Source organism: Cellulomonas sp. C5510, from assembly GCF_019797765.1.
In the GTDB taxonomy this organism is placed as follows: domain Bacteria; phylum Actinomycetota; class Actinomycetes; order Actinomycetales; family Cellulomonadaceae; genus Cellulomonas.
In genome coordinates this window covers 1-13,204 of sequence record NZ_CP081863.1, presented here as the reverse complement: position 1 = coordinate 13,204, position 13,204 = coordinate 1, and the positions used below count along the sequence as shown (strand labels likewise).

Sequence of the window (13,204 nt, the reverse complement as noted above, 5' to 3'; positions counted from 1 at the left end):
ACGGACTCACGGGGTGCTGCGGGCGGGATGCCCGCCGGCACCGCGTGGACGGGCTCAGCGGATGGCCGCGAGGAGCTCGGCGCAGGCGGCCTCGCAGTCCCGGCACGCCTCGGCGCAGATGCGGCAGTGCTCGTGCATGCCCGCGTGCTGCTCGCACTCGTCGCCGCAGGCCCGGCACGCGGCGATGCAGGCCTCGAGGTGAGCCCGGGTGATGTTGGCGTCATAGCCGGTGTGGCGGGACAGGATCCGCGCCGTGGCCGCGCAGCTGTCGGCGCAGTCGAGGTTGGACCGGATGCACTTGCGCAGGTCGGCGACCATCTCCTCACTCAGACACGCGTCCGCGCACGCGGTACACGCCTGCGAGCAGGCGACCAGGGACTCGATGACGCGAGCCAGCAGCTGGCGGTCGAGGTTGATGGTCGCGGGGTAGGTGTCGAGCATCTGCGTGGTCTTCACGACGGCCTCCTGATTTGCGGATCGTGCGGCACATCGATCGCTCGTGCGCCGCGGGGACCCTTTCGACGCTATGGACAGGGCCGCGTGTTCGCGCGGTGAGAGGGACGGCGCCGCCATGAAGGTTCGATGAGGGTCTCTCCGGCGGACGGCCGCGCAAGGGCGAACGCGCGTCAGGCCGTGAATCCGACGGCTACGCCGCAGGGCCGGCGGGCACGGGGTCAGAGCGCTGGATGACGTTGCCGACGAGTCGGTCGGGCAGTCGCGCGACGCCCGGACCGCCGCACCGGAGCCAGCGCGCGAGCTCGCCGGTGACTTCATCCCCGGCGAGGCGTTCGAACCACACCGGTCGTGCGCCGGTGCGGCGGCATGCACCGGACGGACGAGCGACCACGACGTCGCCGCGATCGCACGCGTCGAGGCAGTCGACGGTCGTCAGGCGAGCCACGCCGGAGTCGGCCAGGTGCCTCAGGCGCTGCAGCTGGCCACCCGGGGCGGTGTCAGCTTCGCCCAGGGTCTCTCCGGCACACAGACTGCACGCGGTGAGGCCGGGCAGGTTCTTCCTTGTCAAACGGGGAGTTCGGCACCGGGCGACGGTACGTCCGCACCTAGCGCTTCGCCGCAGCGCCGGTGGCAGACGCACGCGACAGGAGGCCACCTTTTCGTGCGGGGTGGCCTCCTGCCGGTCGTGCTGCGGGCTGCTCAGAGGGACCGCAGCAGGTTCTCCATCTCGGTGATCTCTATGTTCTGGTCGTCCCTGATCGTCCGGGCGAGTGCCAGGGCGTCGGGGTCTGCGCCCTCGCCGATCTGGGCCTGGGCCATCTCGACGGCGCCGCGGTGGTGGGCGACCATGAGCTCGAGGAACTGAACCGCCCCGGGTTCAGTGGAGGCTCGGTTCTCTGGTTTCGGCTGTCGTGACGGCCGGGTTCAGTGGAGGCTCGGTTCTCTGGTTTCGGCTGTCGTGACGGCCGGGTTCTGACGGTAGTAGAGGGCTTCCTGTTCGGCGGGTGGGACGTCGCCGAGTTCGGTGTGCAGGCGTCGGTTGTTGAACCAGTCGACGTACTCCAGGGTGGCCATCTCGACGTCGTCGAGGGTGCGCCAGGGGCCGCGGCGACGGATGAGCTCGTTCTTGAACAGCCCGATCGTGGACTCGGCCATCGCGTTGTCATACGCATCGGCCACCGACCCGATCGAGGCGCGCATGCCGAGCGCCGCGAGCCGCTCGGTCAGGGCCAGAGAGACGTACTGAGCTCCCGCGTCGCTGTGGTGGATCAGCCCGGTCAGGTCGGCGACCCCGGCCCGACCGCGGGCCCAGGCGGCCATCTCCAGGGCGTCGGTGACCAGGTCGGCGCGCATGCGGGTGTCGGCCTTCCAGCCCACGATCATCCGCGAGTAGACATCGATGACGAACGCGACGTAGCTGAAGCCGGCCCACGTCCGCACGTAGGTGAAGTCCGCGACCCACAGCTGGTTCGGCGCCTCGGCGTGGAACGCCCGGTTGACCAGGTCCCCGGCGCGCACCCCGTCCTTGGCCGGGATCGTGGTCCGCTTCGCGCGGCCACGCACGACCCCGCGCAGCCCGGCGTCGCGCATGAGCCGTTCGACGGTGCAGCGGGCGACCATGTGCCCGGCCCGATGCAGGTGCTTCCACATCTTCCGAGCCCCGTAGACGCCGTAGTTCGCAGCGTGCTCGACCGTGATCACCTCACTCAGCGCGGCGTCAGCGACCGCGCGCGCGGAGGGCGGGCGCGTCTTGGCGGCGTAGTACGTGCTCGGGGCGACCTGCAACAGGCGGCAGATCGGCTCGACCCCGAACTCGTCCTTATGGGCGTCGATGAACGCCACTACCTGACCTGCGGGCGGTCGAGCTCCGCCGCGAAGAAAGCCGACGCCGCCTTCAAGATCGCGTTCGCCCGCCGCAGCTCACGGTTCTCGCGCTCGAGCTCGGCCATGCGCTGCGCATCGCTCGTGGTCGTACCCGGCCGCTCGCCCGCGTCGATCTCGGCGCGCTGCACCCACCCACGCAGCGTCTCGGGATTGATCCCGAGCTGCTCACCGATCCGCAAGCACGCCGCCGGCCTCGTCGCCGGATCCCGCTTCGCCTCGATCACCAACCGGATCGCCCGCTCCCGCAGCTCGTCCGGGTACTTCCTCGGTGCAGCCATGACTCTCATCCTCCGGGGATTGAGAGCCTCCATGGAAGCCGGGGCGGTTCACTTCGCTCCGTGCGTGCAGTCTCTCAACCGAGATGCGTCATGGGCCGGGGCAGGGCGTCAGAGGCCGAAGGCTCCGCCGCTGACGAGGATGACGATGCCCAGGCCGATCAGAACGATCGGGAACAGCACGTGTTCCCAGCGTTCGAGGACTTCGGCGATCGGTCGGCGCGTGGCGATGAACTTGGCCAGCATGACGAGGATCGCGACGAGCAGGAGGAAGACGACACAGTAGGCGACCACGGCTACGGGTCCCACGTTGAGGAAGACCGGGACGTAGACGCCGATGTTGTCTCCTCCGTTGGCGAAGGTGACCGCGGCGACGGTCAAGACGCCGACGTTCTTGCCCTCAACCTTGGCGTCATCGTCATCGTCGTCGCTCCCGCGCCAGGCCCGCCATGCGGCCCACAGGCCTAGGGCCAGGGGGATGAGCCCGAAGTAGGGGATGGCTTCTTCAGGAAGGAATGCTCCCGCGCCCAGTGACACGAGCACGGCGGTGCCCAGGATGCCGGCGAACCCGAGGTACTGGCCTGCGGTGATCCGGGCCGTCGTCCCGCGTTGCCCTGCGCCCCGGGCGAAGAACAGCGAGAGCACGATGATGTCGTCGATGTTGGTGGCAACGAACAGGCCGATCGCCTGCAGGACCGAGGAAACGATCACGCGTCAGGCTCCGCGTTGGCGCACCCGGGAACAGGGCAGGCAGGATCGATGCAGGGAGCGTTCTCGTTCACGGCGAGGGTGACCTCGACCAGTGCGTTGAGCGCCCGTGCCAGGTGCGGGTCGGCGATCTCGTAACGTGTCTGGCGGCCCTCGGGCTCGGCGACCACGATGCCGCAGTCGCGCAGGCAAGCCAGATGGTTCGACACGTTCGAGCGCGTCAGCCCGAGGTCGCGTGCCAGCTCTGCCGGATAGGCGGGCCGCTCCAACAACGCCATCAGGAGCCGTGACCGTGTTGGGTCGGCCATTGCCCGGCCCAACCGGTTCATCACGTCCAGGCGAGTAGCAATGCTCAGCATGTGCTGAACTATACAGCACTGACTGAACCGGCAGCCTGTGCCGCAAACGAACGATTCCGCTACACGCGCCGGAGGGCCGGGCGGCGCGCGTCTGTGGCTTTCAGCGCTGGGTGGCGGGAATCTGTCGCCGCAATGTGGCGGTTGAGCTGGGCCCATGACATCGACGGGGGGCTACGGCCCAGAGGCAGCCATCGGCGGCGCCGTGATCATGTGTGCACCTTGCGGCTGACTGCGCTGCGGCGTTCGCGCGCAGGTACGGCGGATGCTTCAGGCGGTGGGGATGAGGTGACAGACCTGGGCGGGGGTGCACTGGTCAGGGTGCAGAGTCTTTGCCCGCGCGCTGAGCTGGCGCACCTGGGTTAACAGAGTCGTGAGCTCGGCGATCCGCCGCTCAAGATCGTGGGCGTGCTGTTCGAGCACTGCCGCGACGTGTGCGCACGGTGCGCCGGCGCTTTCGCGGGCAGAGACGACGTCGACGATCTCCGCCAGGGTCAGCCCGGCCGCCTGCGCGGCCTTCACGAACGCCAGCCGGTCGACCGCCCGGTGGTCGTACTCCCGGTAGCCCGACGCTTGGCGAGCCGGCGCTGGCAGCACGCCGGCGCTCTCGTAGTAGCGGATCGTCTTGGTCGTCACGCCGGCCGTGGCGGCCAGCTCTCCGATGCGCATGGTCAACCGTAGACCTTGACCTTCCCCCGCACTGGAACGTCTACCGTCCGATGACCTGTCCGCGCGCGCGAGGAGAATGCCATGGACGAGTACGACCTGATCGTCATCGGGACCGGCGGCGCTGCGATGGCCGCGGGCATCGAGGCACGGTCCCGCGGCAACAGCGTCTTGCTCGTCGAGCACGGGCCGCTAGGCGGGACCTGCCTGAACATCGGTTGCGTGCCCAGCAAGAACCTCCTCGCCGCCGCCGGGCAGCGCCACCGTGCGGCCACGCACCCCTTTGAAGGCATCTCCACCAGCGCGGGCCCGGTCGCCTTGGGCGCCCTGATGGAGCAGAAGCAGGCCTTGATCGACCGCCTGCGCCAAGCGAAGTACGCCGACGTCGCCGACGCCCACGGCTTCCCGATCCTGCAGGGCCACGCACGCTTCATCGACCAAGAGACACTGCAGGTCGACGGCCAGGCCCTGCGAGCACGGCACGGGTACGTCGTGGCCACCGGCGTGGCAGCACACATCCCGGACCTCCCGGGGTTGGGTGACGTGGCGTACCTGACCTCCACCACCGCGATGGAGCAGCAGGACCTACCCGCATCCATGGTGGTGCTCGGCGCCGGGTATGTCGGGCTCGAGCAGGCCCAGCTGTGGGCGCACCTCGGTGTCGCCGTCACCATCGTCGGACGCTTCGCGCCCCACGCGGAGCCGGAGGTTGCAGACGTGTTGCTCGGCGTGTTTCAGGACGAGGGCATCACCGTGGTGCAGGAGCGCGCGACGGAGGTGCGGGCGACTCACGACGGCGTTGAGGTCCGGACCGGGAGCGAGAGGCGGCTGACGGGCCAGCGGTTGCTCGTGGCGACCGGGCGCTTCGCCGACACGTCCGACCTGGCTCTCAATGCAGCAGGTGTTGCTACTGACAGGCGCGGCTTCGTCGTCGTCGACGAGAACCAGCGGACCACCAACCCACGGGTCTTCGCGGCCGGGGACGTGTCCGGCGTCCCGCAGTACGTCTACGTCGCAGCCCAGACAGGACACGTCGCCGCAGCCGGCGCGCTCGGCCAGCCCTCAGCAGTGGACTATCGAGGGCTGCCCGGCGTCACCTTCACCACGCCCCAGATCGCCAGCGCGGGACTGACGGAGGACCAAGCTCTCGCCGCTGGGCACGCCTGCGAATGCCGCGTCCTAGGAGCGCAAGACATCCCGCGCGCCCTGGTCAACCAGGACACCCGCGGTGTCCTCAAGCTCGTCATCGACGCCGAGAGCCGCAAGATCCTCGGGGTGCACGCTGCCCTGGACGGCGCAGGCGAACTGATGCTCGCAGCGACCTACGCGATCAAGTTCGGCCTCACCGTGGACGACCTCGCCGACACTTGGGCCCCCTACCTAACGATGAGCGAAGCCCTGCGCATCGCCGCCGGCTTGTTCCGCTCAGCGCTGCCCACGAGCTGCTGCGCATAGGCACCCGAGCCGGCGCGTCACGGCTCGTGCGAGCCCGCGCCGACAGTGTCGCCCTTCAGCCTCAGGGCCACCCATAGGCCGCAAGGCCGACAGATGTACGACGCCCCGCCGTCCAACGCATGAAGAGCGCGGCGCGGCTTGCTGCGCCCGCAGCACGAGCACTCCCTCGAGTCCTGGCTCATCACGCGATGCTCCCACTCCCGCACCAGAAGACACAGGGCCAGGCTGGGTCAACGCGTCAGACAGAGTTGAGCCTGTCCCACTTCCTTGGAAGTGGGACGAGCGGTCCAAGACTTGTTCGAGCCGAGGCGGCACGGCTGACGCGCCGTGCCAGAAGTAGGTCCCGAAATCGCGTCCCGTTGGTTCCGTACAGAGACGACCTTCGGTACGTTGGGCCGGTGGAGTTGGGCTACGCACGCGTCTCGACGGCGAAGCAGGACCTTGACCGGCAGGTCGAGGCGCTCGTGGCGGCCGGCGTCGCACGGGACAAGATCTTTTTGGACAAGAAGTCCGGCGCGACCACCGACCGGCCGGGCCTCCGGGCGGTGTTGGAGTACGCCCGTGAGGGCGACGTCATCGTCGTGCACACCCTGGACCGCCTGGGGCGCACGGTGCGCGACACCCTCAACCTGATCCACGACCTCACCGACCGCGGCGTCGGGGTCCGCAACCTCGCGGACCCGATCAAGGTCGACTCCGCGAACCCCAGCGACCCGATGGGACAGCTCGCGGTCGTCCTGCTGGCCCTGTTCGCGCAGATGGAACGGACCTACACCGTCGAGCGCGCCGCCCACGCTCGAGCTGTTGCCACAGCCAAGGGCCGGCGGATTGGCCGACCCGTCCTGGTCGACGCTGACAAGCTCGCCTACGCCGCCCACCTGCGTGAGGCCGGCCACTCCATCGCGGAGATCGTCGCCAAGACGGGGATCGCCCGCACCAGCCTGTACCGCCACCTGCCGCCTCGGGCCGTCGAGCACCTCACCGCTGCGCCGGCGACCGAGCAGGCGGCAGCGGAGTCCGCGAGGTAGCAAGGAGACAGCGATGGTCTCGGCTCGGTTGACGGCCCAGCAGAAGGCCTTGCTGCTGTGCCAGCACCTCCAGGACGGAGTGCCGCTGACCCGCCTGGCTGAGCACGCTGGCATCCCGGAACGCACGCTGCGCCGGTGGGCAACGACCTACCGGGCCGACGGGACCGTCGATTCACTGGAACGTCGACGGCGCAGCGACGCCGGCCAGCGCCGGCTGCCCGACGACCTCATCGCGGCCGTCGAGGCGTTGGCTCTACGCCGGCCCGCCCCGACGACCGCGTTCGTGCACCGCCGGATCGCTGACATGGCGCGCGACCGCGGGCTGGCTCCGCCGAGCTACTCCACGGTGCGCGACATCGTCACCAGCATCGACCCAGGTCTGCGCACCCTTGCGACGGGTGGCGACACCGCCTATCGGGATCGGTTCGAGCTGGTCTACCGGCGCTCGGCGGCCCGCCCGAACGAACAGTGGCAGGCCGACCACACGCTGCTCGACGTGCAGATCCTCGATGCCCACCGACGCCCGGCACGACCGTGGCTGACGGTAGTGCTGGAGACTACTCGCGTGCCGTCGCCGGCTACACGCTCTTCCTCGGCGCGCCGAGCGCCGAGCGGACGGCCCTCGCGCTGCACCAGGCCGTCATCGCGAAGGGCAACCCTGCCTGGCCGGTCCAAGGCCTACCCGACGTGCTCTACAGCGACCACGGCAGCGACTTCACCAGCAGCCGGCTCGAGCGGGTCTGCCTCGACACCCACGTCAGCCTGATCCACTCCCGGATCGGGGTCCCGCAAGGCCGCGGCAAGATCGAGCGCCTCTTCAGGACCATCACCACCGAGCTGCTGCCGCACCTGCCGGGGTACATCCCGCACGGCACCGGCGGGCAACCCACCACACCGCCGCAGCTCACCCTCGCCGAGCTCGACAGCGCAGTCGAGCGCTTCGTCGTCGAGGAGTATCACAGCCGGCCGCACTCCGAGACCCGGCAGCCGCCCGTGGTCCGCTGGCTCGCCGACGGTTGGATCCCTCGCAGCCCAGCCCACCCGGAGGACCTCGACACGCTCCTGCTCACGGCGGCTACCAGCCGCATCGTCCAACGTGACGGGATCCGCTTCTCCGGCACCCGGTACATCAGCCCGGTGCTCGCCGCCTACGTCGGAGAGAGCGTCACCATCCGCTACGACCCCCGCGACGCAGCCGAGGTCCGCGTCTACTACTGCGATAAGTACCTGTGCCGGGCGATCGCACCTGAGCTCGCCCGCGAAGCAGTCACGCTGGAGCAGCTGCAGGACGCTCGCGTCGCCAGACGGCGGGCGCTGAAGAAGGAGCTGCGCGAGCGTCGGAGTCTGGCCGACGCCTTGCCCGCGGATCACCACTACGCCGTGGTGCAGCCCGCGGGCTTGCCGGGCGTGGACGGGCAGCGTCCGCCGGCCGAGCCGCCCGTCCCTCGTCACAGGCTGCGGACCTATGCCAACGACTGAACCTGCCCCCGACCGGAGCATCCTCGGCAAGAACGACGACGGCCGGCGCTTCCTGACCAGAGGACTGGGTGAGCTTGTCCCGCCGGCGCCGCGTGAGGAGCAGGTCTCCTTCTTGGTCACGAAGGAGCACCGGCGGTTCGCAGAGTTCGCCGACACCGTGCGACGCCACCGCCACGTCGGGCTGTGCTGGGGGCCGCCCGGGGTTGGCAAGACCCTGTCTGCTCGCCACTACGCCGGCACGGATCACTGGGCGCGTTGGCAGCACACCCTCACCAGCGGCACCGATCCCGGTGCCGTGCCCGAACGCGTCCTGCAGGCGCGGACCGCGTTCTGGACGCCCACGGTCAACGCGAGCACCCGCGAAGTCGACCGGGCCTTGCCCCGCGCGTGCCAGGAGATCTCCTACGCCGTCGACTACCACCAGTACGGCAAGGTCGACCCCTTCGTGCACCCGGCCTCAGCGGGCTCTGCGCTCACCGAGCTGCTCATCATCGACGAAGCCGACCGGCTTAGAACCGTCGGGCTGGAGCAAGTCCGCGACTACTACGACCGACACCGCCTCGGCGTCATCCTGATCGGCATGCCCGGGATCGAGAAGCGCCTGGCCCGTTACCCCCAGCTCTACAGCAGGATCGGCTTCGCCCACGAGTACCGATCACTGGGGCCCGACGAGCTCACCGCCGTCCTCACCCGCCGCTGGCAATCAGATAAGCACCCGGACGAAGACGACTTGGCTCAGGCCGCCGCCATCACCACGGTCGCCCGCGTCACCGGCGGCAACTTCCGCCTCGTCGACCGACTCCTCACTCAGATTGAACGCATCCGCCAGATCAACCACCTCCCGACGGTGACACCGGAGGTCGTCGAAGCGGCCCGCGAGGCCCTCCTCATCGGGCACTGAGCGAAGGTGCCCGGACACAGAGCACAGGTGATCTACGGCCACATATCCCTGTGGGCCACAATCCAGGCCCAGTTCGGTATGGGTGTCCTCGTGGTGCTGGCCGTGCATCCCGCCATGCGGCATGGTGCTCATCGCCGTCTCCTCCGATCGCCTGTACCCCCTCAGAGATACCTGTCTCGCCGTACATCCCGACCCCTATGCGGAAACTCCCCACCGCAGCGGTCGAGTTTCCTTCCGTAGCGTCCCTTACCTGCTCAGTCATTGACGCGGCGCGCCACAGAAACCTCATCAAACCTTCATCGTCAGGCGCACCGTCCTGCGGGACGTGTAGGTGCGATTCTCCCGTCAATAGCAGCCGCGCCGCAGCCTGGTGACCCATATCGAGGCGGGTTGCGGCTGTAGAGGCGAGGCGCACACCTTTCAACGGGCCAGTAGCGCAAGGCTGCTTCACAGGTGCTACCGGTCGGCCCGCGTCAGGCGCTGTAGGGCTCGATGACGGTCTTGCCGGTGGTGTGGCCAGTCTCGACTGCGACGATGGCCTCGCCGGCTTGTTCGAGGGGGTAGCGGGCGGTGACGTGGGGGTCGACGAGGCCGTACTCGATGACCCCGGTGATCTTGGCCATGGCCTCGCTGGTGCGCTCGAGGGCGGAGCCGCCGATCTCGGTGGCCGTCGCGGGGTCGGCGGCGGAGATGATGCGCGAGGGGCTGGTGGCCAGTGCGGCGACCTGGCGCAGGGCATCCCCGCCGACCAGGTCGACGATAAGGTCCAATCCCTCGGGGGCGACCTCGCGCACACGGTCGGCCACGCCCTTCCCGGAGGGGACGAAGGTGGCCCCGGTGGACTCGACGATTTGGCGCTTGGTCTCCGAGGCGATGCCGATGACGGTGAACTGGTGGACCCGGCCGATCTGGGCGGCCATGAGCCCGACGCCGCCGCCGGCGCCGAGGATCAGGAGCGTCTGGCCGGCTTCGAGCTCGATCTGGTGGGTGGCGTCGTAGGCGGTGGCTGCTGCGACGGGGATGGTGGCGGCGTCGGCGAAGGAGATCTCCTCGGGCTTGGCCACCGCCTCGGTGGCCCGCACGATGGTGTCCTGGGCAAAGGCCCCGTATCCGGGGGCGACCGGACCGAGGATCGCATCGCCCACCGCGAAGCCTTCCACGCCGTCGCCGATGGTGGTGACGACGCCGGCGACCTCCTGACCCATGGGGGCCGGCAGCGGTAGGTCGGTGCCCAGAGCTCCGGAGCGGATCTTGTGGTCGATTGGGTTGACGCCGGCGGCGCGGACCTTGACCGCCAGCTCGCCCGGGCCCGGCGGGGGGGCCGGGCGGTCGACCAGCTGCTGGTTCTCCGGGCCACCGAAGTCATTGAATACGTACACCTTGGACATGGGGTTGCTTCTTCCTTCTTGTTGGTCGCTGAACGAGCCGAGTGTGGTCCCTGACCTGGCCGGCCGCTTCAGCCGGTGGTTGGTGTGCTCGTCAGGCGGTGGGGGGCTCGTCCTGCCCGGCTGCCTCGGCGGCGTCGGCCTCGTTCTTGGTCGGGTAGGCACCGTCGGCGGCGTGCTCGGGCGGGGCATAAACGGTGTAGAGCACGAGTGGCTCAGCACCGGTGTTGCGGAAGTTGTGCCGGGTGCCGGCTGGGATGGCGCACTGGTCACCGGCCTCGATCGGGTGGGTATGGCCGTTGAGGTCTGCCTGACCGGTTCCGCTGATGAAGGTGAGGATCTGGTCGGTGTTCTGGTGGACCTCATCACCGATCTCACTACCCGGGGGAATGGTCATGATGACGATCTGGGCGTGCTGACCGGTCCATAGCACCCGGCGGAAGTCGGGGTTGTCCTGGGCGACGTCGGCGATGGTGAAGTGCTCGATGTTGCCTTCGATGGTGAAGTGTTCTTCGGTGCTCACCTGGTGTTTCCTCCTGAGGTAGTGCTGATTTCCAGCGGCGGGCCGGGACGGCTGGCGTTGAGGTGTCCTGGTCCGGTGCTGCTTACGGGCGGCGGGCCATTGCCTGTGCCTCGGTGGTGGTGCTCTGCGCCGGCGCTGTCGCCACGGCGCTGGTGGTGTCCTGGTGGCGGCGCAGCAGGCGCATGGCGTTGATAATGACGACCAGGACCGAAGCTTCGTGGACGAGCATCCCGATGGCCATAGTCACCCCGCCCAGGAGGACGCCGGCCAGCAGGGCGGCCACGGTGACCAGGGCGATGGTGATGTTCTGGCGCATGTTGTTCACGGTGCGCCGGGCCAGGCCGACGGCCTCGGGGAGCTTGAGCAGGTTGTCGCCCATGAGGGCGATGTCCGCAGTCTCCACGGCGACGGCAGAGCCGGCGGCGCCCATGGCCACGCCGATGTTGGCCGTTGCCAGGGCGGGGGCGTCGTTGACGCCGTCGCCGACCATGGCCACCACGTGACCTTGACGCTGCAGGTCCGCGACCGCGTCGAGCTTGTCCTCGGGCAGCAGGCCGGCGCGGACCTCATCGACCCCGGTCGCCGCACCAACTGCCTTCGCCACCAGCGGGGCGTCACCGGTGAGCATGACCACCTTCTTCACCCCGGCGTCGTGCAGACGGGCGACCATCTGCGCCGCGTCGGGACGGACCTCATCAGCCACCGCGACCACACCAGCCACCGCATCCTCCACGGCCACGATCATCGCCGTCCTGCCCGCTGCGGCGAGCTCCTCAGCGGCCTGCCCGGCGCCAACAGTGTCCGCGACGCCGTACTGCTCCAGCAGCGCCACGTTGCCGATGAGGACCCGGCGCCCGCCGATGGTGGCAGTGATGCCCTTGCCAGGCACGGGCTCGGTGACCTCGGGCAGCCCCGACGTGGCCAGCCCCTCCGCGGCTGCTGCCTCCAGGATGGGTCGGGCGAGCGGGTGCTCGGAGCCGGCCTCGGCCCGGGCTGCCCAGGTCAGCACCTGGGCGCGATCCATGGCTGGGGCCAGGACGACGACGTCGGTCAGGTGCGGGCGGCCCTTGGTCAGGGTGCCGGTCTTGTCCACCGCGACGGCGGTGATCTTGCCGGAGGTCTCCAGGTACTCCCCACCCTTGATGAGGATGCCGTCCTTGGCGGCCCGGCCGATGCCGGCGACGATGGAGACCGGGATGGAGATGACCAGCGCGCCGGGGCAGCCGATGACCAGCAGGGTCAGCCCGAGCACGACGTCACCGGTGATGAGTCCGACCACGAGGGCCAGGACCATGATGGCCGGGGTGTACCAGGCGGAGAACCGGTCCATGAACTGGGCGGTCTTGGCCTTGGCGTCCTGGGCGTCTTCGACGCGGTGGATGATGCGGGCCAGCGTGGTGTCGGCGCCGATGCCGGTGGCGAGCACCTGGAGGAACCCACCCTTGGCGACGGTTCCGGCGAAGACGTGGTCGCCCTTGGACTTCTCCACGGGGATGGACTCCCCGGTGATGGAGGCCTCGTCCAGGGCGCCGGTGCCGGCCACGACCTCGCCGTCCACCGGGACCTTAGCGCCGTTCTTGACCAGGACGATCTCGCCCATGGCCACGCTCGCAGCGGGCACCTCCACCTGCACGCCGTCGCGCATGACCACGGCCACGTCTGGGGCCACGGCCACCAGCTCGGCCAGTGCCGAGCGGGTCTTGTTCAGCGTTGCGGACTCCAGGGCGTGCCCGATGGCGAAGAGGAAGGTCACCGCGGCGGCCTCCCAGTACTCCCCGATGATCACCGCGCCGATCGCGGCCACCGAGACCAGCAGGTCGATGCCGATGACCCGGGCCATGAGCGCCCGGGCTGCCTTGGTCACGATCGGGGTACCCGCGACCACGGCGGCGGCCACCATGAAGGCGTTGCTCCACGCATCGGAACCGAGGCCGCGGGCCACGAAGAACGAGATGAGGATCAGCGCCCCGGAGACCACTGGGATCGCCCACCTGCCGTACCACCACTGCTGCAGCTTGTTCATAGCTGTTCGACCTTCCTGTAGCTGTCCAACCCCAGTTCGGGGTGCTGACAACGACATTATGAAGA

13 protein-coding genes, 1 pseudogene and 1 other annotated feature are annotated in these 13,204 nt (G+C 69.2%); of the genes and pseudogenes, 5 read left to right on the top strand and 9 right to left on the bottom strand.

Going from position 1 to position 13,204, the window contains the following annotated elements:
- Window positions 1-54 precede the first annotated feature (54 nt).
- From K5O09_RS18485 to K5O09_RS18460, 6 genes and pseudogenes are all read right to left on the bottom strand, one after another.
- Window positions 55-456, bottom strand: coding sequence for a four-helix bundle copper-binding protein (locus K5O09_RS18485; RefSeq protein WP_094180445.1), 402 nt, complete (start codon window positions 454-456; stop codon window positions 55-57).
- A 699-nt stretch (window positions 457-1,155) separates the two neighbouring features.
- A pseudogene (locus K5O09_RS18480) lies at window positions 1,156-1,332 on the bottom strand (DUF305 domain-containing protein); the annotation flags it as partial.
- Between the two features lie 48 nt (window positions 1,333-1,380).
- Window positions 1,381-2,618 (bottom strand): IS3 family transposase gene (locus tag K5O09_RS18475; protein WP_239073674.1). Its coding sequence is split into 2 segments (ribosomal slippage): window positions 1,381-2,339 and window positions 2,339-2,618, totalling 1,239 coding nucleotides; the frame shifts between segments, so codons are not numbered across the junction.
- Window positions 2,227-2,340: a sequence feature (AL1L pseudoknot), on the bottom strand. (Overlaps the previous gene by 114 nt.)
- Before the next feature lie 108 nt (window positions 2,619-2,726).
- Window positions 2,727-3,326, bottom strand: a complete 600-nt coding sequence (locus K5O09_RS18470) for a cadmium resistance transporter (RefSeq protein WP_013115601.1) — start codon at window positions 3,324-3,326, stop codon at window positions 2,727-2,729.
- Window positions 3,323-3,682 (bottom strand): helix-turn-helix transcriptional regulator, encoded by a 360-nt coding sequence (locus tag K5O09_RS18465; RefSeq protein ID WP_090034559.1) that lies wholly within the window; start codon window positions 3,680-3,682, stop codon window positions 3,323-3,325. Before K5O09_RS18465 ends, K5O09_RS18470 begins: the two co-directional genes overlap by 4 nt.
- 267 nt (window positions 3,683-3,949) lie before the next feature.
- Window positions 3,950-4,348, bottom strand: coding sequence for a heavy metal-responsive transcriptional regulator (locus K5O09_RS18460; protein WP_013884816.1), 399 nt, complete (start codon window positions 4,346-4,348; stop codon window positions 3,950-3,952).
- Window positions 4,349-4,429: 81 nt separating this feature from the next.
- Here K5O09_RS18460 and merA point away from each other — a divergent pair, with 81 nt between their 5' ends.
- The 5 genes from merA (at window position 4,430) to K5O09_RS18440 (ending at window position 9,208) form a co-directional block, all read left to right on the top strand.
- The gene (merA, locus tag K5O09_RS18455) at window positions 4,430-5,800 is read left to right on the top strand and encodes a mercury(II) reductase (RefSeq protein WP_168631479.1); all 1,371 of its coding nucleotides are present in this window, start codon (window positions 4,430-4,432) and stop codon (window positions 5,798-5,800) included.
- Between the two features lie 398 nt (window positions 5,801-6,198).
- On the top strand, window positions 6,199-6,828 hold the full coding sequence (locus tag K5O09_RS18450; protein WP_146840845.1) for a recombinase family protein: 630 nt from the start codon (window positions 6,199-6,201) through the stop codon (window positions 6,826-6,828).
- Window positions 6,829-6,841: 13 nt separating this feature from the next.
- A complete protein-coding gene (locus tag K5O09_RS19375; protein WP_239073675.1) occupies window positions 6,842-7,594 on the top strand; it encodes a helix-turn-helix domain-containing protein in 753 nt (250 codons plus the stop codon).
- Window positions 7,516-8,307, top strand: coding sequence for a Mu transposase C-terminal domain-containing protein (locus K5O09_RS19370; RefSeq protein WP_239073676.1), 792 nt, complete (start codon window positions 7,516-7,518; stop codon window positions 8,305-8,307). Before K5O09_RS19375 ends, K5O09_RS19370 begins: the two co-directional genes overlap by 79 nt.
- Window positions 8,294-9,208, top strand: a complete 915-nt coding sequence (locus K5O09_RS18440; protein WP_171201712.1) for an AAA family ATPase — start codon at window positions 8,294-8,296, stop codon at window positions 9,206-9,208. The genes K5O09_RS19370 and K5O09_RS18440 overlap by 14 nt, the downstream gene beginning before the upstream one ends.
- A gap of 473 nt (window positions 9,209-9,681) precedes the next feature.
- Here the strand turns inward: K5O09_RS18440 and K5O09_RS18435 are convergent, their stop codons facing one another.
- The 3 genes from K5O09_RS18435 to K5O09_RS18425 form a co-directional block, all read right to left on the bottom strand.
- Window positions 9,682-10,596, bottom strand: coding sequence for an NADP-dependent oxidoreductase (locus K5O09_RS18435; RefSeq protein WP_013882303.1), 915 nt, complete (start codon window positions 10,594-10,596; stop codon window positions 9,682-9,684).
- A gap of 91 nt (window positions 10,597-10,687) precedes the next feature.
- Window positions 10,688-11,116, bottom strand: a complete 429-nt coding sequence (locus K5O09_RS18430; protein ID WP_013882304.1) for a cupin domain-containing protein — start codon at window positions 11,114-11,116, stop codon at window positions 10,688-10,690.
- Between the two features lie 82 nt (window positions 11,117-11,198).
- The gene (locus K5O09_RS18425) at window positions 11,199-13,139 is read right to left on the bottom strand and encodes a cation-translocating P-type ATPase (protein ID WP_013882305.1); all 1,941 of its coding nucleotides are present in this window, start codon (window positions 13,137-13,139) and stop codon (window positions 11,199-11,201) included.
- Window positions 13,140-13,204: the final 65 nt, after the last annotated feature.